Genomic DNA, 25,005 nt, shown 5'->3' with positions numbered 1-25,005 from the left:
CGTGGCGTCAGTGCAGGACGGGACCGCGGTCGTGTCCGTTCGCGTTCGGCGAGGCCGCGGCCAGGCCGGGCTCACGCACGCCGCCCTCCTGGGCGTCGGCACGGCGCACGACGCGACCGATCAGCAGTGCGACGATCACGGCCACGGCGACCCAGGCGGCGACGACGGCGACGATGGTGATGGCGATGGGATCCACCCTGGCTCCTCCTCGAGTCCAAGAGATTGCCCAACCGGCCCACGATCGGCCGGTGGTGAGGCTCATGGTACTCGAATCGGCTCCGGATGCGAGGGTCCAGTTCTGCACCCAGCCCCGCGGGCGCGGAGGGGTCAGTAGGCGCCGTCGCTGGCGACGACCGCGCGGAGCGTCTTCCAGAGGATGATCAGGTCGCCCGTCGTGGTCCAGTTCTCGACGTAGAACAGGTCGAGTCGCACGGTCTCGTCCCAGTCGAGGTTGGAGCGCCCGCTGACCTGCCACAGGCCGGTGATGCCCGGCTTGACCAGGAATCGCCGGTGCACGTGCTCGGCGTACTGCTCGACCTCTCGGGGCAGCGGTGGCCGCGGCCCGACGATCGACATGCTGCCGAAGAACACGTTGAACAACTGCGGCAGTTCGTCGAGGCTGTAACGCCGGAGGATCTTCCCGATCGGGGTCACCCGCGGGTCGTCCCGCATCTTGAACATGATCGAGTTGCCCGCCTCGCCCTCATGGCGCGCCAGTTCGGCGAGACGATCCTCGGCGTCCTCGTACATGGAGCGGAACTTCAGCATCTCGAACTCCTCACCGCGGAGTCCGATGCGCTTCTGCCGGAAGATGACCGTGCCGGGCGTGCTCAAGCGGATGACCATGGCGATGCCGATGAGCACCGGCGACAGCACGGCGATCAGCAGCCCGGAGCCGACGAAGTCGAACACGCGCTTGGCGTGGAGCTTGCCTCCGTCGTACCGCGGCGTCTCGACGTGGATGAGGGGGAGCCCCGCGACCGGCCTGGTGTGCAGTCGCGGACCGCCGATGTCCGTGAGGCTCGGCGCGACGATGAGGTGCTGCCGGCCCGGCTCGAGCGACCAGCTCAGCTCCCGGACGCGCTCGCGCGACAGCTCGTTCGAGCTGGTGATCACGACCGTGTCGGCGTCGACGGCCTCGAGGGCCTCGTTCAGCCGATCGAGCGAGCCCGAGACGGGGATGTCCGTACCGGGGATCACCCCGGCGACGAGGCCGTTCGACGTGCAGGCGCCCACGACGCGGAGGCCCGCCTGCGGCGACCGGGCGAGGTCGCGCGCGGTCGCCGCGATCGAGTCCTGAGATCCGACGAGCAGCACGCGGCTCGACATCTGGCCAGCGCGACGACGACGTGCGAGCCACTGGCGCCAGGTCCATCGGCTCGCGAGCAGGCCGACGAGGCCGAGGGGAAGCGCGAGGAGCAGGAAGCCGCGGAGGCCGTCGAACGCGAGCACGTAGACGAGGAGGCCGAGCGCGCACACCATGAGGATGGTGATGTGCAGCACCCGACGGTATTCGAGTGCACCCGAACCCACGACCCGCGGCGAACGGCTGCCCACGATCGACAGCGCGAGCGACCACGTGACGATCACCAGCACGCCGAACACCACGGCGGCCGGTATGCCGACGAACTCCGCGGTCGCGAACTGCCTCGGTACCCCACCGAGCAGCAGTGCGCCGAAGACGCACACGGTGATGACAAGAAGATCGGTGGAGACGAGCATCCGGCCGTAGCGCTGTTCCCAGCTCGCCGACCGCGTCCCCCTCGAACTCCTCGCCATCTCGGTCTGAATGGCTTGAGTCAAGAGTTTCTCCCCCTCGATTGCTCATCAATGTAGAGAGGCGGGCGGGCGCAGTACTAGATCGCGTAGCCGGAATTTACATACTCGTCACGTGGGCTCAACCCGACCGGGTGAAGATGGAGGGGCACCCAGAGGGGTGCCTTGGAGCAGTGTGGCTTCCTCCGCGCACAGGCTGACCGGGACGAGATCCCGGGCCCGACCGGTAAGGAACCAATGACCCGATCCACGCGCTTCGCAGACGCCTCGGCACCGCCCGGGACGAGGACTCCCGCCCGCCGGCGGACCCCGTCACGTGTCGTGGCGAGCCTCGTCGCGGCCGCCTTCACGGTGACGTTCGCGGGATGCGCGAGTGCAGCCGGCCAGGAACGGGCACCGACACCCGCCCGCAGCGCCGACATCGAGATCGTCGAGGCGCTCCCGTACTGGAGCGACGGCGACGCCACGCTCATGGCCGATGCCTGCCTGCCGGTGACGGAGGCGCCCGTCGCCGCCGTCATCCTGTTGCACGGCGGGGGCTTCACCGAGGGGGACCGCGTCGGCGGGGGCATGCGCGCACTCTGCGAGCTCATGGCGCACAGCGGCATGGCCGGCATCTCGATCGACTACCGGCTTGCGCCCGACTACGTCTTCCCCAGCCAGCTCGACGACGTCGCCCATGCCGTGGATTGGCTCCGGGCGCCCGAACAGGTCGAGCGATTCGGCCTCGATCCGGCGAAGATCGGCCTGCTCGGCAGCTCGGCCGGGGCCATCCTCGCGCAGACCTACGCGACCTCCGGCACCGGGCCGACCGACGAGGGCAGCCGGGTGGGCGCCGTCGTGTCCCTCTCAGGAGTGTCGCTCCTGACCGAGGCGGCGCTCCAACTCGGCGTCCCCAGCCCCGAAGCCGCCGCGATGGCGCTCAACTACCTCGGCTGCACCGACCCCACGGCCGCGAAGTGCCCGCAGGCGGCGACCGCGTCCGCCCTGCTCAACGTCGATCCCTCCGACCCGCCGATGTTCCTGGTGAACGGGTCGGCCGAGCTCGTCCCGGTCGAGCAGGCCCAGGCGATGCACGACGCGCTCGAGGCCGCCGGGATCCCCGTCGAGTTGACCATCGGAGCAGACGCCGCCCACGGCGTCCAGCTGCTGACCAGCGAAGTTCGTTCCCGCCTCGTCGAGTTCCTCGCCGAGCACCTGTAGAAAGGCGAACGCCATGTCCGTAACGTCCCAGAATCACGCGGGAACCAGCACCCTGATCGAACCGTCCTCGCTCCTCCTCACGACCGCATCATCGGCGGTCGCGGGTCGCGGGAGCGCGAACGACGAGTTTCGACCCACCGAGCCGAACGGAGGCCGAGGAGTGGAATTCACCGAGGTCGTGCGCACGATCGGCAGGAACTGGGTCCTCATCGTCGTCACGGTGCTCGCCGCGTCCGTCATCGGCTGGCTCGTCGCGTCGACCAGCGCGCCGACGTACACCGCCGAGAGCAAGGTGATGCTGAGTGCGGTGACGGTCACGGCCGCCCCGCAGGAACAGGTGCAGGGCAACAACCTGGTCATCCAGCAGATGGGCACCTACACGGCGCTGGTCTCCACCCCGCTCGTGCTCCAGCCCACGATCGACCAGCTGGCGCTCGACAGCACGCCGGTCGAGCTCGCCGAGGACATCAGCGCGACGCCGGTGGAGGGGACCGCCATCCTCACGATCACCGCGGAGGGCGAGGACGCCGCGAGTGCGGCGGCCCTCGCCGACGCCCTCGCAGCGAACTTCGTGGCGGTCATCAGCGATCCGGCCGCCGGCGTCGGCGTCCCCGGCACGATCGCCGGGCGCGTCGTGCAGCAGGCCGAGCCGCCGGAGGATCCGAGCAGCCTGCCTCCGATCGTCGTCGTCGCCATCGCGTTCGCCGCCGGGCTCGTGCTCGCGCTGCTGCTCGTCGTGCTCCGCGAGGTCTCGAACACCCGCGTGCGCAACGGCCGGGACCTCAGGAGGGCGACGGGTGCGAACGTGCTCGGCACCATCCCACGCGTGCGAGGCCGGGCACGCGCGTCCATCGTGACGGCCATGGAGCGCAAGGGATTCGGTGAAGCCGTCCGGCTCGTCCGCCTCCAGCTCAAGCACCTGCTGGCCGGACCGCAGCCCGTGGTCGCCTTCACTTCCCCTGCGGGCCGGGAGGGCAAGACCACGGTCGCCGCGAGCGTCGCGCTCGCGCTCGCCGAGGACGGCACGCGGGTGACGCTCGTCGATGCCAACCTGCGCGCCCCGCGGCTCGCATCGCTCTTCGGCATCTCGGCCGAGGGCGGGCTCGATGCCGTGCTCATGGGCTCGGCGCCGGTCGCGGCCGTCGAGCTGGCCACCGTCGCGCCCGGGCTCGACGTGCTCCCCGCCGGCAAGGTGGGCGCCGGGTCCAGCGAACTGCTGGGATCCGCCCGGATGCACGAGCTCGTGCGTGCACTGTCGAAGCAGTGCGACATCGTGATCCTCGATGCCGGATCGGCGGGAGACGTGGCCGACGCCAGTGAGCTCGCGGCCGTCGCGACCGGATTCGTGATGGTGGTGCGGGCCGGGAGGACCCGTGCGTCGCGGCTCCGCAACGCGGAGGCGAACGTGCGCGGCGTCGACAGCACCCTGTTCGGCGTGGTGTTCGACGACGTCCCCACGTCCGGCCCCGACGCGCGGGCCTGAGCGAGACGCGACGGTGAACCCCCTGGGGGAGTGAACGTGAGAACCGATGCATCGTCCTGGCTGTCGCCGGGTGTCCGCACGACGGCATGGTCCGTCGCCGGGGTGGGTGCCGCGGCGGTGATCGCGGCGCTCGGCTGGATCGACCCCGTGATCCCGTTCGCGGTGGTCGCGGGGCTCGTCCTGCTCGTCGTGGCGGTGTTCCTCCCGAAGCTGTTCGCGCTGCTGGCCGTGGTGACCATCGTCTTGACCAGCCCGATCCAATCGGCGCTCGGGGCTGCGGGCAGCTACGCGGACGAAGCGGTCGTGCTCCTCGCATTCGCGAGCTTCAGCACGTGGCGGTTCGTGACCGACCGGCGTCTCGTGTACCTCCCGGGCTTGCCGTGGTTCGGCCTCTTCATCGCCATGGGCGTGCTCAGCGGCGTCGCCAACCGCGTCGCCTTCGGCACGATGAGCGAGGCGATGCTCCTCATCCTGAAGGGCCTGATCTTCGCCTTCGCGCTCGCCCAGCTGCGGTGGACCGTGCGCGACCTCCAGCTCCTCGCCAAGATCGGAGCGGTCGCGGTCATCTTCTTCGCCTTGACCGGCGTGATCAACCTCGTCGCACCCGGAGTCTGGTCGTCGCTGATCTCCGGAGACGCACCGGTCACCGCGGTCATGGGGGTGCCGGCGCTGAGCGGACCCTTCCAGCATCCGGCGGCCTTCAGCCGATTCTGCGCGGTGCTGGCCATCGCGCTCATCTCCTACGGGCTCATCGTGCGGGCATCCGTGGGGAACGCGATCCTGCTGCTCGTCACCGGCGGGCTCGCGGTGCTCACGTTCCAGGTCAAGACGATCATCGGCCTGGGGGCGACGGCGGGCCTCCTCCTGCTGCGATACGGACGCCCCGTCATGTGGGTCGCCGTGATCTGCGTGGTGCCCCTCATCGGGGTCGTGATCGTGCCGCCGCTCTACGAGCTGATCGCCGGCGACTTCGAGGTCTACGTCGTGCAGGATTCGGCGCGCTCGGCACTGACGCTCGGCTCCCTGTCGGTCGCCGCTCACTACTTCCCGCTCGGTGCGGGCTTCGGCAGGTACGGCAGCTACACGGCCGGCTCGACGTATTCGCCCGAGTACGTGGAGCTCGGGTTCACCCACATCTACGGGCTGGGGCGCGGGGACGCCGGGATGTTCCTGAACGACACGCAATGGCCTGCCATCCTGGGCGAGAGCGGATGGCTCGGCGCCGCGTTCTTCGCCGCGGGGATCGTCGCGATCTTCGTCTCCCTCTGCAGGCCGACCTCGGCCGCCGAACCGACGCTGGTCAAATGGCTGCGGGTGACGGGCATCGGCTGGCTGCTGGTGCTCCTGATCGAGTCCGTGGCGGCACCGGTGTTCGTGTCGGCACCCTCCTACCCGTTCGTCTTCGCGGCGGCCGGCATGATCGCCTCCTTCCGTGACAGCGCCCGCTTCCCCGAACTCCGCCTTCCTCGATCGGCCGCGATCCCGAGGCAGACGGCGGTTCGACGTGCGGCGCTCGTCGAGTGAGCGCGGCCGATCGTGACCGCCGCATCGCCGCCCCGGCTGCACTACCTCGACGGGCTCCGGGCGTCGCTCATGGTGCTCGGCATCCCCTACCACTCGGCGCTCGCGTTCTCGGGGCTGCCCTGGCTCGTCGGCGCTGACGCCCCCTCGCCACTCCTCATCGCCTTCGCCGAGTTCCTCCACATCTGGCGGATGCCCACGTTCTTCATCGTGGCCGGCTTCTTCGCGCTCATGGTCGTCCGCAGGCGGGGTCCCCGTCGCTGGTACGCCGGACGACTGCAGCGACTCGGGATCCCGCTCCTCTTCGGCATCGCGGTGCTCAGCCCCATCCAGTGGGCCATCATCGCGGCATCGCGAGGCGCCGGTGGTCGCTCGATCTGGGACTTCATGGTCGCGCAGTGGTCGCATCCCGGCTCCTACTGGACGATGCACCTCTGGTTCCTGGTCGTGCTGCTCCTCTACTCGGGCGTGCTCGCGCTGCTCTTCGTGCCGCCCATCCGCCGGCACGTCGCTCGAGCGACGGCCACGATCACCGGCCGCCTGGCGGGCTGGCGGTTCGGCCTCCTCGCCTACCTCGCCGCGTCGTCGGCGATCGTCGTCCTCGGCCTCGCGGTGTGGACGGCCGGTGGCATCGCGGGCCTGCTCTCGAACCTCGTCTCCCGCAATCTCGTCATCTATGCACCGGCCTTCCTCACCGGTCTCGTCCTCGCCTTCCGCCCCGCGTACCTGGAGCGGTTCATGCGGCTCGGCAGGACGCCCTTGCTCGTCCTCGGCCTCGTCACTGCGGCGTACTTCATCGGCATGGCGCTGGCCGGGGCATCCGATGCGCCTGCGGCGCTCGTGACCCAGGCCGTGCTCTGGCCCGTCGCCGGGCTCGTCTGGGCCGCGCTCGCGTTCAAGGTGGCGACGCGGGTCTTCCGCGAGCGGTCGCGCATCGTCGACTGGCTGGTCGACTCGTCACTCGTCGTCTACCTCGTGCACCAGCCGCTCGTGCTGGGCTTCGCGCTCCTCTTCATCGGTGCGGGGGTTCCCTCGCTCGTCGGCTTCGTCCTCACCGTGATCCTGACGGCGCTGGTCGCCGGTATCGTCTATGAGCTCGTCAACTGCGTGTCCGTGCTGCGCTTCCTGATGACCGGTTCCGCCGCCCCGGGAACCGGCCTGCTCAGCGGCGCAGGGCCGATCAGCAGCCGGGTGCGGCCAGGGCCTTGATGAACGCGCCGCTCTGGTAGAGGTACTGGTGCACCCAGCCGCCCAGTCCCGACGGCTGGTCGGAGACGGCCCGCATGGTCAGCTCACCGTCGAAGCACCGGTCGATGATCATGCGAGCACGCGATACGTGCGGCGTCATCGTGATGACGATGGCACTGTCCCAGCCCTGCTCCTGTGCCGTCTCGGCGAGGAGCCGCGCCTCGCCCTGCGTGGTGGCGGGGTCGGGCGCCCGGCACAGCACGTCGCCCCCCGGAAGGTTGCACGCGCTGAAACGGCCACGCGACGGCGTGCCCTCGGCGAGGGCGTCGCCGGGGACCGAGATCAGCATCTCGTCGGCCGCGCCCGTCTCGATGAGCTCGCGCGCGAGCGCGATCCGCGCGGGCGTCGGCGGGCCGATCACGTAGGCCACGTCGGCCTGGGCCGGCACCGCATCGACCGCAGGGAAGACGTACAGGGGAAGCCCGACCAGGATGAACGCGACGACGAGCGCCCCGATGGTGATGGCCGCCGCGCCGACGGCACGGCGTAGGCGCCTCGCGGCGGTCCGGGGGCGGGCGGCCCCGGTTGCCGCAACGGGCTCAGCGGCCTCAGCGGTCGAGGGCGTCACGCCACAGCCGCTCGAGTCGGGGGTAGAGCGCCGAGGCCGAGTAGTGCTCGGCGAACGTCCGCTGTGCGCGTTCGACCACGCGGCGCCGCGTCGGCTCCGAGGTCATCACGCTGGCGAGCGCCCTGCGCAGGGCCTCGACGTCACCGGCGGGGACGAGGATCCCGGCTCCGTCGCCGAGCACCGCGGGAATGCCGCCGACGTCGGTGGCGATCACGCAGGCATCCCGGGCCATCGCCTCGAGGATGAACATCGGCATGGCCTCGTCACGCGACGGCAGCACGGCGACCGCCGCCGAGTCGAGCAGGGCGAGGAGCTCGGCGTGCGGGAGCGAGCCGAACACGGTGGCATGCGGGAGGTCGCCCGGCACGAGCTCGGGTTCGGCGACCGGACCCGCGATCTCGAGGTGCCAGGTGCCGTCGGGCTCGAGCGCCCGCCAGGCGTCGACGAGGACGTCGACGCCCTTCCTCGTCGACACCTTGCCGCCGAAGACGATCCGCGGATGCTTCTCCGCGGCGGGTGCGGACGCCACCGCGTTGGGTACGATCTCGATCCGTTCCTCCGGGATGAAGCCGGCGACGGCGGCGCGGGTCGCCTCGCTCAGCACGAAGACCCGCGAGGCGGCGTGAAGCACCGGGCCGACGCGTTCGGGAGTCGCGTTCGCGTAGTCGACGAAGCTGCTTCCGTGGAGGTGGGCGATCGTGGCGAAGCCGCGGCGGCTGGCCAGGCGGAGCAGATAGCCTTCGCGCACGAAGGAGCCCCCCTGCGAGAGGTGCACCACGACGAGGTTCCGCTCGGGGTCTCGAAGCCTCCGCACCGCCACGACGGCGCGCAGGAAGAGCAGGTACGCCCTGAGGCCGCGGCTCCCGTCGCGCGACGGGATCACGCGGATGTCGAAGGACTCGAAATCCCAGGCGGTGTAGGCGTTGACGACCTGGGTCATGCCGCCGGCCACCTCGCCGCGCCGACCGACGTGCCACGCCACCAGGTCGTGCCCGAGGATCGTGGAGCTGCGGTCCCCGGTCATCAGCGCGCCTCCGCCAGGACGGGCGTCCGGTCGTCGGTCAGGAGACGGGCGAGCTCGCTGCGCACCGTCTCCAGGTCGGCCTTGGCCGTGGCCAGCGCCGCCATCATCTCCGCCCGGCGGGAGAGGACGTCGCCGAGACGCTCCTCGATGCCGGCCGCATCCATGCCGTCGGTGGCCACCGACACGTCCTGGATGCCGGCCGCCTGGAAGTGCCGGTCGATCTTGTCCGACCGGTCGACGAGGAGTGCGATCGGAACCGCGCCCTCGGTGTACGCGGCGATGAGCACGTGCATGCGGTCGCTGACCGCGAGCGCCGTCCTGCGATACGTCTCCCGCAGCGCGAGCTCCTGGCCCTCGTGATCCGTCCCGTCCCAGTCCTGCAGCTCCGCACCGAGTCGATCGGCGAGCCAGATCGATCGAGGGCTGTCCGGGAGCACCTGGGTGGCGACGACGATGCGCAGGCCGTTCGCGTCGGCGAACGAGCGGATGCCCCTGATCCACTCCGTCGTGGGGAGGGGGCGGTCGACGCGCATCGACACGACGATGGTGTCCCTCGTGCCCGAGTGGTCGAAGTCGTCGGGACCCTCGGCGAAGGCGAGGTCGGGCATGAGCTCGCCGCGTCCGAGGTACTCGACGGTCTTCACGTCCCGCCATGCCGTCAACTGGGAGAGCATGATCGACGGGGTGATCAGGAGCCTCGGCAGGGGTGCGAAGTTCCGTGAGCCGGCGCCGATCCTGGCTACTCGCCCGCCCCGTGCCCGCATCAGGCCGGCCATGGGGAGCATGCTCAGGTGTTCCTTCATGCCGACGAGAGTGAGCTGGATCTCGCCGGGCTTGAACACGTACGACCCGTCCCCCCGGGCGGCCGATCGAAGTCCGGCGCGATACCAGGCTCCGAACGAGCGGTAGACGACGTCATCGTCCCCGACGCCGAGCGCGGTCGCGTAGCCGGCGGGCGATGGACCCACGTAGACGTGGAGCCGGCCGAGCGGCCGCAGCCACGCGATGAGCTGGCGACGCAGGATGATGTCGCCGATGTTCTCGTACTGCCCGACACCCGGGACGAAGATCTGCGCCTGGCTCATGCTCGTTCTCCACTCGTGCGGCTCGCGTCGGAGCGTTCTGCGGTCACGGTCCGGTCGCGGACGCTGGTCCATCGGCGGGCGGCCGACTCGATGACGCCGCGGTCCAGGTCATCGACCTCGGCGCCCCTGCCGATGTCGAGATCGTTGAGCATGCCGGCGATCTGCTGCTGGTGATCGTCCACGTGCTCGCCGCGGCGCTTTCGTCGCACCACCGCGAGCGGGTAGATCCCGAGGTCGATGAGCCCGAGGATCGTTCCCACTCCGGCGTGGGTGATGACGACGTCCGCGTCCAGCGCATAGGCCTCGAACTCGGCCGCGTCGACGAAGGACCGCACCGTTCCGGGGAGGTCGCGTCGGGGCGGTGTGCTCCCCAACTGCCACACCGTGTCCTCATTCGCGATGCCCAGGTCGAGGATGCGGTCGACGAGCGCATCGAACGCGAAACCCTTGATGGTGCCGAGCGTGATGAAGATCTTCAGCGGGCGCCGCGTGTCGATCGCCCGCCGGCCGCTCACGTAGTCGTTCAGGACGCTCGGATGCACCTTCCAACGCCCGTTCGACCAGGTCGCGTGCTGGGTCCGCATCTCGGCGAGCCGCGACATCGCGAGGACCCGCCCGGAGAGCGATGGTCCGTCGACTCGGGAGACGCTCTCGATGTACAGGGCCGGCATGCCGGCCAGGCGAGCGGCCGGGAGGGCGGCGAGCGCGAGCGCGGAGCCTGTGCTCACCGCCGCGTCGAAGCGCTGGCCCTTGAGTTCGGATGAGATGCGCCGCCACGCCGCATAGAGCGCGACGTAGTCGCGCGGCCCGACGTACGGCACGTGGAGCACGTTCCGGCCCGCGAGCAGCGACTTCTCCTGCAGCGAGTCGAACGTGACCCAGAGGGACTCGTCGGACGCGCCGAGCCCCGGCGCCAGCCGCACCAGTTGGGCGAGGTGGCCGCCCGTCGACGCCGCGAGCAGCAGCCGTCGCTCGGTGGTCGGGGCCAGTTCGAGTGTCCTAGGCATGCGTCGCCCCTTCCCGGCGGGAGGCCGACGCACGACCCGGTCGGATTCCGCGACTCACGTCAGGTCGCGCGCCGCCTTGCGGACGTCGCCAGATGGGTCGGTGGAACGAGCCGATGCGCGGGGCAGCGACGGCGGGACCAGCAGCCAGCGAGCACGTTGCGTGAGGCGAGCGAGCAGCAGCGACATGAGGACGGTGAACGCGACGAGCGCGAACTGCACCACGACGTTGACCGGTCGTGGCCAATCCGGGTAGAGGAGTCCGATCAGGCCCGTGACCGGCACGATGATGTACAGGTGGAACAGGTAGATCTGCAGGCTCTGCTTGCCGAGCGGGCTGACGAACCGCAATGGTCGCAATCGGACGAGGTACTTCGAGGCGAAGATCCCGACCGCGACCGCCGATACCTGGCCGGCCAGCACCACGAGCGGGACGAACCGCAGGTGCAGGACGACGAGCGCACCGCACGAGACCACGAACGCGAGGATCGCTCCGAGCAGTGCCACCGACCCCGCCCGGTCGATCAGCGCGTTGACCTGCTTCGCGTACACCGTCCCCGCCACGAAGAAGACCGCGAGCGCCAGGATGCGATTCCATCCGATGTTCTGCGCGGAGAGGAGCCCGGTCGTCACGAGCGTCGACACCAGCGCGAGCGCGCCCACCTGCAGCCAGCGTGGAACGCGTCGCAGCAGCCACGCCAGGAGGGTGAAGAGGAACAGCGCGTACATGAACCAGTAGCTGCTGCTCGGCCAGACCAGGATGAGCGCGAGGCTCAGGGGACTCGTCGCCGAGAGCTCTCCGAGCTCCCCGTTGATTCCGGGGACCACCAGGTAGAACACCGCACGGATGACCGACCAGAGGATGTAGATGTAGAGGATCGGCCACAGTCGCCGACGCCAGGTCTGGCCGAACGTCCAGGTGGAGGTCCGGAAGTTCATCAGGCCGGCGATGAGGAAGAACACCGGCATCGCGTAGAGCTCGCCGACCGCCTTCAGCACGCCCACCGTTCCGCCGACGCCGACGTGTGAGAGGTAGAGGGCCGAGTGGTAGTACACGACCATCAGGATCGCGACGCCCTTGGCGAAGTCGACCCAGGCCTTCCGGCCGATGTTCCCGCGTTCGTAGATGGGTTGGGGAGTCTTTGAGCTCATCGTCTCGTCCAATCACGGGGAGACAGCCGCCCCGACTGCACAGGCCGGGTGCCTGGCCACTCCATCGGGTCTGCCGAGTCCCCATCGAAGTCGCCCCCCGGGTCCGGCAGTGATTGCAGTTCTCACGGTAGTGACGCGGTCTTACCGGCGTGAGTCGGCTGTGTAAACACTGGCTGCACGCCAGGCGTGCCCTCGCGATCCGCGCCACCGTCATGCACCTCCGCGACGGATCCCGACCCGGAACGCCGGCATGCTCACGCGTGCGGCGGTCAGGAGGGCGAACCGCTTGAAGTCCCGTTTGCGCACCGTCGACCAGAGCACCGGCGCCGTGAGCGACTTCCTGATCTCACGGACGAGGCGTCCGGACTCGTCGGTTCCGTACGCCGGTGACGCGGCGTCCTTCATCCGGGAGAGCACGTCGAAGCGCGCCGTGTAGTAGCGGAAGTCCGGGCTCTCGAGGAGCGCAGGGTCCAGGCTTGCCGCCGTGGCGCGCACCACCGACGAGACCGTCGCCAGCGACTCCGCGCGACGGCTGCCCGATCGGATGATCGACCCCTGCCTCAGCTTGTACGTGTAGACGTCCACGTCGATCAGCGCGACGACGCCCGCATGCGCGATGGCCTGGGCCACCATCGCCTGGTCGGAATGCTGGCGCGAGCGGGTGAAGTCGATCGTGCCGAGCAGGTCACGCCGGAACAGCTTGTTCCAGAGATGCCCGGTGAGGTCGCCGCGGAGGAACCCGAGGAACGCCGACCTGGCGCCGAGCTCCCTCGGAGCGCCGAGGGCGCCGACCGGCTTCCGCGTCCCGTCGACGAGTAGGTACTCCGCTCCCGCGCAGACCACGTCGGCACGGTGCCGGCGGGCAGCGGCGACGAGGGTCGCCAGCGCATCGGCGGGCCAGTCGTCGTCGGCGTCCACGAACCAGACGAACTCGCCCCGAGCCTCGCGCACGCCTCGCTCGCGGGCGGCGGCGACGCCCTCGTTCAGGGACTGCTGCAGGTACCGGACGCGAGGATGCGAACCGGCGAACTCGCGACCGATCGTCCCCGTGGCATCCGTCGACGCATCGTCGATGACGACGACCTCGAATGACGGATGCGTCTGCTCGACCAGCCGCCGCAGCGCCGTCTCGAGGTAGTCCTCGACGTTGAACGCCGGAACGATGATGGTGGCATCCACCGCGGAGGCGTCCTCGGGTCTCGAGTCGCTCATTCGATCCTCCGGATGAGTCGGGCGGGGACACCGCCGTAGACGGAATCGGCCTCGCAGTCCTTGCTGACGACGGCGCCTGCCGCGATCACCGCGCCTCGACCGATCGTCACGCCGCCGAGCACCGTGACACCCGCCCCGATCCAGCTGCCGTCGCCGACGACGATCGGCGCCGAGACGTTCGAGCCCGCACGTGCGTTCGACGGGCCGATCTCATGGCTCGTGGGGAGCAGCTGCACGCTCGGCCCGATCGACACGCCGTCGCCGATGGTGATGGGCGCGCCCGACCCGATCAGGACGTTGGCGTTGAGGAACACGCGCTCACCCACGACGAGGTGGTCCACGCCGCCGAGGAACTTGATGTACGGATAGACGCGCACCGAGCGCGCCATCCGGACGCCGAAGGCCGACAGGATGCGTCGACGCGAACGGGGTCCCCACAGGGCCATGCCGCCGATGGAACTCGCGAGCGCACCTCGCGCCGTGCCTGCCACGTCACCTCACCTCCTCGACGACCGCGTGTCCGGTGCGCAGTCCTTCGAGGTTCCGCCGGGCGAGCTCTTTCACGCGGGGCAGCGCATCGGCGATGGAGCGCCTCGCCGGGGAGTCCGCACGGATCGTCGCGTCGATCGCGGCCACGACGTCGGCGCCGAATCCCGCACGGGGAACGACGCACAGTTCGGGCGCGCCGATGAGCGCCATCAAGCCCTCCACCTTGCCCTGGGTCGCGAGCGTGATGGCCGGCTTGGCGTTCCACAACGTCATGATGGCGAGGTGCATGCGGCCCGTGATCGTGATCGAGGCGATGGAGGTCAGACCGCGGATCTGCGCCGGAGTGAGAAGCTCGCGGACGAACGTCACGTCCTCGGCGCCGACCCGCTCGTACACCGACTGGCATGCGAGGAGGTCGTCGCCTTTCGGCCTGGACACGTGGGGGAGGAGGATCACGTGGTGCCCGGTCGTGCGAAGGTGCCCGATGATCAGCGCGAACTCGTCGTCCTGGCTGAAGGTGCGGGAGATCAGGCCGCTGACGTTCACGAGCGCGATCGGCTTCGTGACGCCGGCCACGAAGGAGGTCGATGACGTGTCGACGGTGTCTGCGGCGAACACGATGTCGGCCGTCTCGCGGATGTTCCGGACGCCGTCGGCTGCGGCGCGGCGTGCGGAGACCGGATCCCGCAGCATCGGGACCACGCCGTTCGTGCTCGCCGACACGAGCGCCCGACGGGCGGCCACCCGGGCGCTGCCGTTCCAGCTGAACCCGACGATCCGCGTGTCGATGCCCAGCGCGGCGACCGCTGCCGCCACGTTCGACCGGTTCACGGATGCGCGGAGGCTGTACCGGCCATCCATGATGTCGGCCCCGATGACCGAGAGGCTGGCCGCCCCGGCGACCGTTCGTGCGAACCGTTCCAGCTCCGGTCGGCGTGCCGTGCCTCGGCCGTACACGAGCTCGGGGAGCACGAGCACGACGACGCGTTCGGCCAGCGCCGCCGGCACCTCCACGCTGTCGGCCGAGCTCGTGACGGCGACGACAGGGCCCGAGGTGGACTCCACAAATGCCTCGAACAGCGCCTGGTCTCCGATGTTTCCACCGCCCGGTGCCGTGATGACGACGTGCGGACCTGCCGCGTCGCCGCCCCGTCCTTCCGCCCACCGGGCGACGTTCCTCCGATCGCTGCGCGCGCCGAGACCGGTGGCGAGCACCGCCTCATCGAATGTTCGCCGGATCTTGCGGACAGCGCGACGAATCATGATTCTCCTCCTTGTGTGGCGGCATCCGGGCCCGCGCCTCGCGTACGCGCGAAGTACCGGCGGGCGCCGGCGAGTGCGATGAGATCTCGGCGGAAGGTCGGCCACACGAGCGCGAGCAGGGAGATCGAGACGACCAGCGCCGCCAGTCCGACCGCCAGACGGATGACGTAGGCGTCCTCGGGCAACGCGACGGTCGACGCGAACGACACGCCCGCGGCGATGCCGAAGACGACGAGCGACCGCAGCCCGTTTCGGAACAACTGCCCGGCCGGGGCATCCGACACCTTGGAGATCCAGATCAACGCGACCGGCCAGGACAGCGCCAGCGACACGGTGTAGGCGATCGCGACGCCGTAGACGCCCCACGCCGACCCGATGACGATGAGCACGACCATCGCGGGACGCGTCGCGAGCGCGTACAGGAAGTTGGAGCGCGCGAGGCCCTTGGCGAGGAACACCCAGTACGCCGCGTAGTTCGCGGCCTGGAAGAAGCCGGCGACGAGCAGGATCTGGAAGATCGGCGTCGCATCCACCCATTGGTCGCCCAGGGCGACGGCGATGACCGAACCGGCCTGCGCGCCGAGGTACGCGAACGCGACCCCGATGATCGTGAGCATCGCCACCTGGCCGAAGCTGATGAAGGCCGCGAACCGCTCCCGCTGGTCCTGGAGCCGGGACAGCACCGGGAGCGCGACGCGCGTGGACGGAGCGTTGATCTGCAGCAGCGGCAGCATCATCAGCTGGAACGCCCGGTTGTACAGGCCGAGGTCGACCGGCCCGAACCGGGCGCCGATGACGACGCTGTCGGCGTTCCGGGCGGCATATCCGAGCAGCTGGGAGCCGAAGAGGCTCGCCCCGAAGCCGATGAAGGAACGGATCGACTCCCCGCGATGGATCCAGCCAGGGATCCAGCGCGCGAAGGCCACGAGCAGCACGACGGTGAGCCCCGCCTGCACGACCTGCTGCGCGACGAGCGCCCAGTACCCGAACCCCAGCACCGCCAGCACGATGCCGCTGGCGACGCCCGCCGCCTGCCCGCCGATCTCGGCGAGCGACAGCCGGAAGAACGAGAGGTTGCGATTGAGGTCGGCCCGGTACTGCGTCGAGATGCCGTTGAGGAGGAACGTCACCGAGAGCACTGCGGTGATGCTCTGCAGTCGCGGATCGTCGTAGAGGCCCGCGATGAGTCCCGATGTCGCGAGGACGGTCAGCGACAGCACCAGGCCGATCGCGGTGTTCGTCCAGAACAGGTTGTCGCGCTGGTGCAGGGAGAGCGTCTTCGCCTGCACGGCCGCGGCGGACAGCCCGAAGTCGCGGAAGATCTCCGCGACGCCCACGATGGCCGTCACCATTGCGACGAGGCCGTAGTCGGCCGGGGTCAGCAGGCGCGCGAGGATGACGATCCCGCACAGCTGGATCAGCACGCGGACCAGTTGCCCGCTGAGCGTCACTGCGGCGCCGCGGGAGGCGGATGCGCCCAGGCTCGGCGACATGCCGACCCGTCTCAGCGCACCCGCGTGCGGCGCGACTCGCGAGCCTGCACGTAGGCACGGTGGTGGAGCTCGCCGACGTGCTTCCAGTCGCGATCGCTCAGGGCCGGTTCGGAGGTGTGCGATCGCGAGGCCACGTCCTGCAGCGCACTCGTGAGGATCTCGGGCGTGAGCCCTCCCTCGTACTGGATGATCCACTCCTCGCCGACCTCGTCGCGAAGCGCCCGGTTCGTGGGCGAGGCCGGGACCAGCACCGGGCGGCCGAGCGAGAGGGCCACGAGGACGACGCCCGAATTGTGCATCTTCTCCCGGTAGGGCAGCACGACCAGCGACGACGAGGTGATCTCGTCGACGAGCTCTTCGTCGCTGACGAAGCGGAGGAGGGCCGTGATCCGCTCGTCGCCGGCCATCGCGGCCTCGACGATCTCCGCCTGGCCCGCGTGGGGGTCGCCGACGATCCGCAGCTGGAGCGTCGGATCGCCGATCTCGCGGAATGCGTCCATGAGCACGTCGACGCCCTTGTACGGCCGGATGATGCCGAAGTACAGCACCCGGCCCGGCACCGCGTCGCGATGCGGGTACTTCGCGAACTGGTCCTTGTAGTGCCCGTGCGGGATCGTGACGGCATCCATCCCAGCGGGCAGCTCCGTCGTCGGATTCAGGCGGATGGCCAACGTGATCGCATGACGCAGTCGACGGAGCGACCGCGATTCGGCAGGAGAACCCTGCTCGTGCGGATCGACGTTGTGCGCCGTCCAGACGATGGGCGTGCCGGTCAGCCTGGCGCGGAGGATCAGCGCATCGAGCATCCGGCGCTTGAGCAGGCGGCGGGCGGGCTTCCGGTCCCTGATGAGCAGCTCTGGCCAGTGCACGTGGAACACGTCGTAGGAGCCGGTCAGCGCGGTGCGCCACGAGAAGAACTTGATGGACACGTGGTCGCTGGCGCCATCGACCATGTGGTCGACGTACTTCGTCGTCCCGTCGGGCGCCCGGAGGCTGTGCAGCACGACCAGATCGGGCCCGTCGGTGGACGAGGCCGCGGCGAGGTCGGGTCCGTCGAGGGTGTGGGTGAGATCAGGAGAGGTCATGCGCGGCGGCTCCAGGTTCGAGGTTTCCGGACGGGAACCACGCTGATCCTCTGCCGTCACGATATAACGGCGGGTCGCGCTGGAGGCGGGGAGTTGCGCAGATCGACACCCACATGTAACCGGCTCGAAACGCAACGGCATGGGGGTGTCCGTGTGGCGGAGGAACGCGAAATCCCCCCTCCGATGGAGGGGGGATTTCGTCGGGATCTGCGATGAGAGTTGGTCGGGGTGACAGGATTTGAACCTGCGACCTCGTCGTCCCGAACGACGCGCGCTACCAAGCTGCGCCACACCCCGGTCGGCCCTCGCGGGCCTCCACAAGGATAGCGGATAAAACCGGGACGACCGACCACGCTCGGTCGCGGCATCCGTCGGCCGATTCAGGCCGCGGGAACCAGTCGCAGCACCGTCGCCTCGGGCGGGCAGGCGAATCGGACCGGTGCGTAGATCGACGTGCCGAGGCCCGCCGAGACGTTCAGGAACGCGGAGCGCAGGCCGTGGCGCCAGGTGCTGAGGCCCTTCGCCTGCTGCCTGGGGATGTCGCAGTTCGTGACGAGCGCCCCGATGCCGGGCATGCAGACCTGCCCGCCGTGCGTGTGGCCGGCGAGGACCAGCTGTGCGCCATGGTTCACGAACGAGTTCAGCACCCGCTGGTAGGGCGCGTGCGTCACGCCGACGGTCACGGTCGAGCGGCGCGCACGGGCGGATGCCGCGTCGGGCCAGGTCTCGTCGCCGAGCGGGTCCTCGGCACGAAGCTCGTCGATCGCCGCGGTGATGAGGTCGAGCCGGTCCCAGCCGCGGTGGGGGTCGTCCACCCCGAAGAACTCGAAGTGCGTCCCGCGCAGGTCGAGGCTCGCGGCGGTGTTGTCGAGGTCCTGCCACCCGAGCTCGGCGAAGTACGCGTGGAGCGCGTCGGTGTCGAGCCGCTTCGATCGCCTGGAACGTCCCGACGGGCCACCGAAGTACATGAACGGGTTCTTCAGCTGGGGGCCGAAGTAGTCGTTGGACCCGTTGACGAAGACACCCGGGATGCCGGCGAACACGTCGAACGCGCGACGGATGCCGTCGAGGCCGCGCTCGTGCCCGAGGTTGTCGCCCGTGTCGACGATCAGGTCGGGCCGCAGCTGGGCGAGTGACGCCACCCAGGCCTGCTTGTCACGCTGCCAGGGCGCCATGTGCAGGTCGGAGAGATGCAGGACCGTGATGGGCTCCGCGCCGGCCGGCAGCACCGGCACCTCGACCTGTCGAAGGGTCCACCTGGTGCGCTCGACGAGCGAACCCCAGGCGAGCGCGGCAGCGCCCGCTGCGCCGATCGCGAGTGCGATCCGCGCAGCGAGCCGAGGCGCGGCGCCGGTCAACCCTGGCCCGGGGTTCCGCCGCCGTTGCCGCCCGTACCGCCGTCGCTGAAGGTCACGGTGACCTCGTCACCGCGCTTCACCGGGCTGTTGGGCGCCGGACTCTGGCTCGTGACCGTGCCGGTCGGGTTCCCGCCGCCGCCCTTCATGCGCAGGCCGGCCGCGTCGAGCGCCGCCTTCGCCTGCAGGGCGTTCATGCCCGTGAGGTCGGGCACGGTCGCGCCCTGGCCGTTGCTCGTAAAGACGCGGATCGTCGATCCCTTGCCCGCCTGCCCTGCCGGGTCGGTTCCCGAGACCTGGCCGGCCGGAAGGCTCGAGTCCTGCTGCCCGCCGTCCTCGAAGACGAACCCGGCGGCTTCGATCGCCTGCTTCGCGGCGTCGAGCGAGAGCCCTGCGACTTGCGGCACGTCGACCAGGACCTCCTTGAAGGCGCTCTGCTCCGGCTCGGGGAATGCATCGCCGCCGTACTTGTTGTCGGCGAGTTCCATGATCATCGGCCAGATGCGGTGACGCGCCGTCGCTGCAGCGCCGCTGTCGAAGTCCAGCTCGCGGAGGTTGGCATCGCCGACCACGTTGCCGACCCAGACGGCCGTCGCGGCCTTCGTGCTCGCGCCGATCATCCAGGTGTCCTTCGCGCCGTCGGTCGTACCGGTCTTCCCGATGTGGGGGATGCCGGTGCCGGGATCGGAGGCCGTCGCGGTGCCGCCGCTCGCGAACGTCTGCTGCATGGCGTACGCCATGCTATGGGCTACCTCGGGCGTGACCGACTGTGAGCACGTCGAGACCGGAGGGGCGACTTCCGTGCCATCGGCCTTCACGATCTTGTCGATCGCGATCGGCGTGCACGTCATGCCGTTGTTCGCGATCCCTGCGAACGCCGCGGCCATGGTCACTGGGGCGATCTCCTGCGTGCCCAGCACATCGGACGGATTCATCTGAAGGTCCGTCCCGTCCGCCCGATGGACTCCGAACGCTTGGGCGGTCTGCTTGATCTTGCAGAGATCCAGCTGCTGGGCCATAGCCATGAAGCTGGTGTTCACGGACCACGCCGTTGCGTTGATGGCGTTGTTCGCGATGCGCCCGTCATCGTTGCGGGGATTGTAGCTGCCGCTCCAGTTGCCCGTGCAGCTGTCAGTGAAGGAGGTGAACGTGCGGCGAGACCCGTTGAACGTCTCCTTGAGCGAGTGGCCCTCGTTCAGCCACTCCGCCAAGGTGAAGACCTTGTAGGTGGAGCCGGGCTGGAGGCCACTGGACCCGCCGTACTCATAGTCGGTGCTGTAGTTCACCGAGGTGTAGTCGGGGCTCGTCGCGATGACGTCGGGGTCATTGGAGTACTTCTTGTTCTGGGCCATCGCGAGGATCTTGCCGGTTCCCGGCTGCACCGTGACTGCGACCGACCCGACGTCGAATCGGGCGTCGGAGAAGGGCACGTTCTCGGCGATGGCGGTCTCGGCCTTGTTCTGCATCTCGAGATCGAGCGTGGTGTAGATCTGCAGGCCATCCTGCTGCAGCATGCGCGTGCCCTCGTTGACATCGGGCGTGTTCGGGTCGTCGTACTGGTTCTTGATGATCCAGGCGACGTAGTCGCAGAAGTACGCACTGCCCTGTGCCGTCTGGCAGCCGGTGCTCGGCTCGGTGATCTCCGGCGTCACTGGCGTCGCCACCGCGGCGTCGTGGTCCTCCTGGGTGATCTTCTTCAGCTTCAGCATCTCGCCGAGGATGTAGTCCCGCCGCTCCTTGTTGTCGGCGTACGGCACGGGCTGTCCGTCGACGACCGTTGCTGCGCCGTTGGTCTCACTCTCGGGATAGTCGAGTCGGAACTTCTCGGGGTGGTTCACGATGGCGATGAGGCTCGCCGCCTCGGGCAGCGACAGGTCGATGGCGTGCTTGTTGAAGTAGTACTGCGACGCCGACTCGATCCCGTAGACCCGGCCGCCGAACGCCGCGATGTTCAGGTATCCCTGCAGGATCTGGTCCTTCGAGAACTTCTTCTCGAGGGCGATCGCGTAGCGCATCTCCTTGAGCTTGCGCTCGGGGGAGGTCTCGGTCGCCGCCTCGTAGGCGGCTTCCTTCTCCTCCTCGGTCTTCGCTTCCCGCACACCGTTGTTGATGAGCACGTTCTTCACGTACTGCTGGGTGATCGACGAGCCGCCCTGCACGTCCTTGTTCAGGACATACGTGCTCACCGCACCACGGATGGTGCCCTGGATGTCGATGCCGCCGTGCTCGTAGAAGCGGGGGTCCTCGCCGGCGACCGCGGCGTCCTTCACGTACTGGCTGATCGCGTCATACGGGACCTCCTCGCGGTTCTCGTCGAAGAACGAGGCGAGCAGAGCCTGCGATCCGTCGGGCTGCGTGGCGTAGATGTCCGTCTTCTGGGACAGTTCCTCGATGTTCAGGTATCCCGGAAGGTTCTCGAACATGGAGATGCCGTTGTTCGCGGCCATGCCGGTCACCGCGAGGGCGGGAGTCACGGCTGCCGTCACGAGGATGCCGGCGAGAGCGCTCAGGCCGAGGAATCCGAGGACTCCGGCGCCGACGTCGCTCATCGTACGTTTTTGGGCAGACATATAGTGGAGCTTAACGGAGAAGGCTGGCAAAACCCGCTATGCGGGCGGCGCTGCATTGCCGTGCGCCGACACGCCGCGCTCCGCGAGATCGGCCGTTCCCATCGGTGGGAGAACCACGAGCCGATCGACCACATCGCAGTCGCAGACGAGAGACGAGGAACCCCGCATGCCGGCCTGGGAGTACATCACCACCCCGCTGCTCATCCACAACACCGCGGCGATCCTGAACAACTGGGGCTCCGAGGGCTGGGAGCTCGTGCAGGTCGTGCAGGGTCCCGAGGGCGGGCTCGTCGCGTACCTCAAGCGCCCGGTCGGCGGCGAGTCGTCGTCCGCGGCGTCCGCCGGCGCCGCTGCGGCGGCCCAAGCCGCCAAGCAGTTCGAGGGCGAGGCCTGATGGCCGCCGTCCAAGCGCGTCTCGCCGAGCTCGGCATCGAGCTCCCCGAGGTCGCTCCGCCCGTGGCGGCATACGTGCCCGCGGTGTCCAGCGGCTCGTACGTCTACACCTCGGGCCAGCTGCCCTTCGTCGCGGGCAGCCTCCCTGCCACCGGCAAGGTCGGTGACGGGCACGGGCTCGTTCCCGCCGACGATGCGAAGGCGTATGCCCGAACATGCATCCTGAACGCGCTCGCCGCCGTGCGCGCCGAGATCGGGTCGCTCGACCGCGTCATCCGCATCGTGAAGCTCGTCGGCTTCGTCGCCTCCGACCCGTCGTTCACGGGCCAGCCGGGGGTCGTCAACGGCGCCTCCGAGCTGCTCGGCGAGGTGTTCGGCGAGGCCGGCCGCCACGCGCGTTCGGCGGTCGGCGTGGCGGTACTGCCCCTCGACGCGCCGGTCGAGATCGAGCTGATCGTGGAATTCGCGTAGCAACCAGTGCAGCGCAGCACACGCCGGGCACGACGCGCACGGTGACGAAGTCGACGGATGCCGCGTCGGGAGTGATCCCGCCGCGGCATCCGTCGTTCTGCTACTTGACCTGCTCGGTGATCGCCGTCATGACGGACGTGTCTGCGAGCGTCGTGGTGTCGCCCACCTGACGACCCTCCGCGAGGTCGCGCAGGAGACGCCGCATGATCTTGCCCGACCGCGTCTTCGGCAGTTCGTTGACGATGAAGACCTGTCGGGGACGGGCGATCGCGCCGATCTGCGTGGCGACGTGGCGGCGCAGCTCCTCGGCGGCCTCGCTGACGTCGGTGACGTGCTCGACCTGGCTGGCCTTGAGGATGACGAAGGCCACGACGGCCTGTCCGGTCGTCTCGTCGGCTGCCCCGACGACGGCGGCCTCGGCCGTCCACGGGTGCGCGACGAGCGACGACTCGATCTCGGCCGTCGACAGGCGGTGGCCCGACACGTTCATGACGTCGTCCACCCGGCCGAGCAGCCAGATGTCGCCGTCCTCGTCGCGGCGGGCGCCGTCGCCGGCGAAGTACTTGTCGCCGAACTTCTCCCAGTAGGTCTCCTTGAACCGCTCGGGATCGCCCCAGATGCCGCGCAGCATCGACGGCCACGGCTCGGTGACGACGAGGAGTCCGCCGCCCTCGCCCTCGACGGGTGTGCCGTCGTCGCTCAGGATGTCGATGGAGATGCCGGGGATCGCCACCTGCGCGCTGCCCGGCTTCAGGTCGGTGATGCCGGGCAGGGCCGAGATCATGATCGCGCCGGTCTCGGTCTGCCACCACGTGTCGACGACGGGAATGGAGCCGCCGCCGATCACGTGCCGGTACCAGATCCACGCCTCGGGGTTGATCGGCTCGCCGACCGATCCGAGCAGACGCAGCGAGCGCAGGTTGAACCCGTGGGGGATCTGCCGCCCCAGCTTCATGAACGAGCGGATGGCCGTGGGCGCCGTGTAGAGGATGGAGACCTTGTACTTCTCGACGATCTCCCACCAGCGGCCGGGATGGGGGGTGTCGGGCGTGCCCTCGTACAGCACCTGGGTGGCGCCGTTCGCGAGCGGACCGTAGACGACGTAGGAGTGCCCGGTGATCCAGCCGACGTCGGCCGTGCACCAGTACACGTCGGTCTCGGGGTGCAGGTCGAAGACGTTCCTATGGGTGAACGCCGTCTGCGTGAGGTAGCCGCCCGAGGTGTGCAGGATGCCCTTCGGCTTCCCGGTGGTGCCCGAGGTGTAGAGGATGAAGAGCGGATGCTCCGCGCCGAACGCGCGCGCCTCGTGCTGGCCCGAGGCTTCGGTCACCGTCTCGTGCCACCAGTGGTCGCGTGAGGCATCCCATTCGACGTCGTTCTCCCCGCGACGGACGACGAGGACGTTGCGCACCGTGCCGCCTTCGGCCTTCGCCAGTGCCTCGTCGACGACGGGCTTGAGCGGGAACACCTTGCCCTTGCGGTAGCCCCCGTCGGCGGTGATGACGAGGGATGCCTCGGCGTCGTCGATGCGCGAGGCGAGGCTGTCGGCGCTGAATCCGCCGAACACCACCGAGTGCACCGCACCGATGCGAGCCACCGCCAGCATCGCGACGACGGCTTCTGGGATCATCGGCAGGTAGATGGCGACGCGGTCGCCCTCGCCCACGCCGAGGTCGGTGAGGACGTTGGCCGCTCGCTTCACCTCGTCGGTGAGCTGCGCGTAGGTGACGTCCCGGCTGTCGCCGGGCTCACCCTCCCAGTGGAGGGCCACCCGGTCGCCGTTGCCGGCGTCGACGTGCCGGTCGAGGCAGTTGACGGCGACGTTCAGCTCGCCGTCGTCGAACCACTTCGCGAACGGCGGGTTCGACCAGTCGAGCGTGCGGGTGAAGGGCTTCTCCCATTGGAGGAGTTCGCGGGCCTGATGCGCCCAGAACGCGAGCCGATCCTCGTCGGCCTCCTGGTAGAGACGGGCATCGGCGATGGCTTGGGCGGCGAATTCAGGGCTCGGGCGGAAGCGCCTGATCTCCTCGAGTGCGTGGTCGATCTGAACGGTCATGGTTCTCCGGTCGCTCCTTCGCGATTGCGTGCATCGGTTGGGTCGCCTGCCCCACCAGCACCATACCGCCCGGCTCGGACCGGGCTGTAACAGGTCGGTCACACCGGGTCGCATGCTCTTCCGAGCAGCCGTGAGAGCGGTTACTGTGCCTTTGCGCAGAGAAAACTGTACGTCCGCACAAATGAGGACAAAAAATGCTTGCGCATCCTTTCGGAAGCCCTACACTGAATACCGCCCGAACACTCGTTTCGTGGCCTGCAGCGCTCGCGATTCCCCCCAATCCTTGCGCTGCCGAGGCGGCACCTGTTCCCCCCAATGGGTGCCGCCCCCTTTCGTTAACGGCGCTGCTCGACTAGCGCGAACGGCTCGAGTTCTCCTCCACAAGGGCGTGGAGGAGGCTCGATCCCCACCACGGCCCGAGCGGATGCCGCGTGCGGCACGCGTCTTCGTACGCTCGGCGCATGTCCATCCCCTTCGTCGCCACTCCCTCATGGGAACGACCTCAGCCGCAGCCACGCGGCGCGCTGGCCCATGCGTCATCGACCGCGGCGTCG

General features: G+C 69.3%; 21 protein-coding genes and 1 tRNA gene. 6 read left to right on the top strand and 16 right to left on the bottom strand.

The features are described 5' to 3' along the window. Positions 1-7: 7 nt before the first annotated feature. Positions 8-196 (bottom strand): hypothetical protein, encoded by a 189-nt coding sequence (locus tag J2X63_RS02360; RefSeq protein ID WP_309973495.1) that lies wholly within the window; start codon positions 194-196, stop codon positions 8-10. Between the two features lie 131 nt (positions 197-327). Next, positions 328-1,803, bottom strand: coding sequence for a sugar transferase (locus tag J2X63_RS02355; protein ID WP_309973493.1), 1,476 nt, complete (start codon positions 1,801-1,803; stop codon positions 328-330). Between the two features lie 294 nt (positions 1,804-2,097). Here J2X63_RS02355 and J2X63_RS02350 point away from each other — a divergent pair, with 294 nt between their 5' ends. From J2X63_RS02350 to J2X63_RS02335, 4 genes are all read left to right on the top strand, one after another. Beyond that, positions 2,098-2,979: an alpha/beta hydrolase gene (locus tag J2X63_RS02350; RefSeq protein WP_309973491.1), complete on the top strand. Its 882-nt coding sequence runs from the start codon at positions 2,098-2,100 to the stop codon at positions 2,977-2,979. A gap of 160 nt (positions 2,980-3,139) precedes the next feature. Then, on the top strand, positions 3,140-4,462 hold the full coding sequence (locus J2X63_RS02345; protein ID WP_309973488.1) for a cellulose synthase operon protein YhjQ/BcsQ: 1,323 nt from the start codon (positions 3,140-3,142) through the stop codon (positions 4,460-4,462). Between the two features lie 36 nt (positions 4,463-4,498). Then, on the top strand, positions 4,499-5,986 hold the full coding sequence (locus tag J2X63_RS02340; RefSeq protein ID WP_309973486.1) for a hypothetical protein: 1,488 nt from the start codon (positions 4,499-4,501) through the stop codon (positions 5,984-5,986). A gap of 12 nt (positions 5,987-5,998) precedes the next feature. Next, positions 5,999-7,192, top strand: coding sequence for an acyltransferase family protein (locus tag J2X63_RS02335; RefSeq protein WP_309973483.1), 1,194 nt, complete (start codon positions 5,999-6,001; stop codon positions 7,190-7,192). Here J2X63_RS02335 and J2X63_RS02330 read toward each other — a convergent pair. The 13 genes from J2X63_RS02330 to J2X63_RS02270 form a co-directional block, all read right to left on the bottom strand. Then, positions 7,164-7,799 (bottom strand): YdcF family protein, encoded by a 636-nt coding sequence (locus J2X63_RS02330; RefSeq protein WP_309973481.1) that lies wholly within the window; start codon positions 7,797-7,799, stop codon positions 7,164-7,166. The two genes, J2X63_RS02335 and J2X63_RS02330, sit on opposite strands and share 29 nt — an antisense overlap. Then, positions 7,780-8,823: a glycosyltransferase family 4 protein gene (locus J2X63_RS02325; RefSeq protein WP_309973479.1), complete on the bottom strand. Its 1,044-nt coding sequence runs from the start codon at positions 8,821-8,823 to the stop codon at positions 7,780-7,782. The genes J2X63_RS02330 and J2X63_RS02325 overlap by 20 nt, the downstream gene beginning before the upstream one ends. Continuing rightward, entirely contained in the window at positions 8,823-9,908 is a 1,086-nt protein-coding gene (locus J2X63_RS02320; protein ID WP_309973477.1) for a polysaccharide pyruvyl transferase family protein, read from the bottom strand. The genes J2X63_RS02325 and J2X63_RS02320 overlap by 1 nt, the downstream gene beginning before the upstream one ends. Next, a complete protein-coding gene (locus tag J2X63_RS02315) occupies positions 9,905-10,915 on the bottom strand; it encodes a glycosyltransferase (protein WP_309973475.1) in 1,011 nt (336 codons plus the stop codon). The genes J2X63_RS02320 and J2X63_RS02315 overlap by 4 nt, the downstream gene beginning before the upstream one ends. Positions 10,916-10,969: 54 nt before the next feature. After that, positions 10,970-12,064, bottom strand: coding sequence for an acyltransferase (locus tag J2X63_RS02310; protein ID WP_309973473.1), 1,095 nt, complete (start codon positions 12,062-12,064; stop codon positions 10,970-10,972). Positions 12,065-12,274: 210 nt separating this feature from the next. Further along, complete coding sequence (locus J2X63_RS02305; RefSeq protein WP_309973471.1) at positions 12,275-13,276, bottom strand: glycosyltransferase family 2 protein; 1,002 nt, start codon at positions 13,274-13,276, stop codon at positions 12,275-12,277. Beyond that, positions 13,273-13,722: a DapH/DapD/GlmU-related protein gene (locus J2X63_RS02300; protein WP_309973469.1), complete on the bottom strand. Its 450-nt coding sequence runs from the start codon at positions 13,720-13,722 to the stop codon at positions 13,273-13,275. The genes J2X63_RS02305 and J2X63_RS02300 overlap by 4 nt, the downstream gene beginning before the upstream one ends. 46 nt (positions 13,723-13,768) lie before the next feature. Next, the gene (locus J2X63_RS02295; protein WP_309973467.1) at positions 13,769-15,028 is read right to left on the bottom strand and encodes a polysaccharide pyruvyl transferase family protein; all 1,260 of its coding nucleotides are present in this window, start codon (positions 15,026-15,028) and stop codon (positions 13,769-13,771) included. Then, on the bottom strand, positions 15,025-16,521 hold the full coding sequence (locus J2X63_RS02290; protein ID WP_309973465.1) for a lipopolysaccharide biosynthesis protein: 1,497 nt from the start codon (positions 16,519-16,521) through the stop codon (positions 15,025-15,027). Before J2X63_RS02290 ends, J2X63_RS02295 begins: the two co-directional genes overlap by 4 nt. Positions 16,522-16,532: 11 nt before the next feature. Beyond that, positions 16,533-17,606 carry a glycosyltransferase gene (locus J2X63_RS02285; protein ID WP_309973463.1) on the bottom strand — a complete coding sequence of 358 codons (1,074 nt, stop codon included), beginning with the start codon at positions 17,604-17,606 and terminating at the stop codon, positions 16,533-16,535. 220 nt (positions 17,607-17,826) lie between these two features. Then, positions 17,827-17,903 (bottom strand) — tRNA-Pro (locus J2X63_RS02280). 83 nt (positions 17,904-17,986) lie between these two features. Next, complete coding sequence (locus J2X63_RS02275) at positions 17,987-18,964, bottom strand: metallophosphoesterase (RefSeq protein ID WP_309973462.1); 978 nt, start codon at positions 18,962-18,964, stop codon at positions 17,987-17,989. After that, positions 18,961-21,510, bottom strand: coding sequence for a transglycosylase domain-containing protein (locus J2X63_RS02270; protein WP_309973460.1), 2,550 nt, complete (start codon positions 21,508-21,510; stop codon positions 18,961-18,963). The genes J2X63_RS02275 and J2X63_RS02270 overlap by 4 nt, the downstream gene beginning before the upstream one ends. Before the next feature lie 187 nt (positions 21,511-21,697). Here J2X63_RS02270 and J2X63_RS02265 point away from each other — a divergent pair, with 187 nt between their 5' ends. Together J2X63_RS02265 and J2X63_RS02260 are read left to right on the top strand one after the other, a co-directional pair. After that, positions 21,698-21,925: a hypothetical protein gene (locus tag J2X63_RS02265; protein ID WP_309973458.1), complete on the top strand. Its 228-nt coding sequence runs from the start codon at positions 21,698-21,700 to the stop codon at positions 21,923-21,925. Continuing rightward, positions 21,925-22,395, top strand: coding sequence for a RidA family protein (locus J2X63_RS02260; protein WP_309973456.1), 471 nt, complete (start codon positions 21,925-21,927; stop codon positions 22,393-22,395). Before J2X63_RS02265 ends, J2X63_RS02260 begins: the two co-directional genes overlap by 1 nt. 100 nt (positions 22,396-22,495) lie before the next feature. Here J2X63_RS02260 and acs read toward each other — a convergent pair whose 3' ends face one another. Further along, the gene (gene acs / locus J2X63_RS02255) at positions 22,496-24,451 is read right to left on the bottom strand and encodes an acetate--CoA ligase (RefSeq protein WP_309973454.1); all 1,956 of its coding nucleotides are present in this window, start codon (positions 24,449-24,451) and stop codon (positions 22,496-22,498) included. Between the last annotated feature and the right edge of the window lie 554 nt (positions 24,452-25,005).

The organism is Agromyces sp. 3263, assembly GCF_031456545.1.
Taxonomy (GTDB): Bacteria; Actinomycetota; Actinomycetes; order Actinomycetales; family Microbacteriaceae; genus Agromyces.
The sequence above is the reverse complement of the archived record's forward strand: the minus strand, read 5'-3'. Positions and strand labels throughout refer to the sequence as shown.

Excerpts from the sequence above, each read along its gene's own strand:
- J2X63_RS02325 (WP_309973479.1), bottom strand. The coding sequence starts at position 8,823 with ATGACCGGGGACCGCAGCTCCACGATCCTCGGGCACGACCTGGTGGCG.
- J2X63_RS02320 (WP_309973477.1), bottom strand. The coding sequence starts at position 9,908 with ATGAGCCAGGCGCAGATCTTCGTCCCGGGTGTCGGGCAGTACGAGAAC.
- J2X63_RS02315 (WP_309973475.1), bottom strand. The coding sequence starts at position 10,915 with ATGCCTAGGACACTCGAACTGGCCCCGACCACCGAGCGACGGCTGCTG.
- J2X63_RS02310 (WP_309973473.1), bottom strand. The coding sequence starts at position 12,064 with ATGAGCTCAAAGACTCCCCAACCCATCTACGAACGCGGGAACATCGGC.
- J2X63_RS02305 (WP_309973471.1), bottom strand. The coding sequence starts at position 13,276 with ATGAGCGACTCGAGACCCGAGGACGCCTCCGCGGTGGATGCCACCATC.
- J2X63_RS02300 (WP_309973469.1), bottom strand. The coding sequence starts at position 13,722 with ATGGCCCTGTGGGGACCCCGTTCGCGTCGACGCATCCTGTCGGCCTTC.
- J2X63_RS02295 (WP_309973467.1), bottom strand. The coding sequence starts at position 15,028 with ATGATTCGTCGCGCTGTCCGCAAGATCCGGCGAACATTCGATGAGGCG.
- J2X63_RS02290 (WP_309973465.1), bottom strand. The coding sequence starts at position 16,521 with ATGTCGCCGAGCCTGGGCGCATCCGCCTCCCGCGGCGCCGCAGTGACG.
- J2X63_RS02285 (WP_309973463.1), bottom strand. The coding sequence starts at position 17,606 with ATGACCTCTCCTGATCTCACCCACACCCTCGACGGACCCGACCTCGCC.
- J2X63_RS02270 (WP_309973460.1), bottom strand. The coding sequence starts at position 21,510 with ATGAGCGACGTCGGCGCCGGAGTCCTCGGATTCCTCGGCCTGAGCGCT.
- J2X63_RS02265 (WP_309973458.1), top strand. The coding sequence starts at position 21,698 with ATGCCGGCCTGGGAGTACATCACCACCCCGCTGCTCATCCACAACACC.
- J2X63_RS02260 (WP_309973456.1), top strand. The coding sequence starts at position 21,925 with ATGGCCGCCGTCCAAGCGCGTCTCGCCGAGCTCGGCATCGAGCTCCCC.
- acs (WP_309973454.1), bottom strand. The coding sequence starts at position 24,451 with ATGACCGTTCAGATCGACCACGCACTCGAGGAGATCAGGCGCTTCCGC.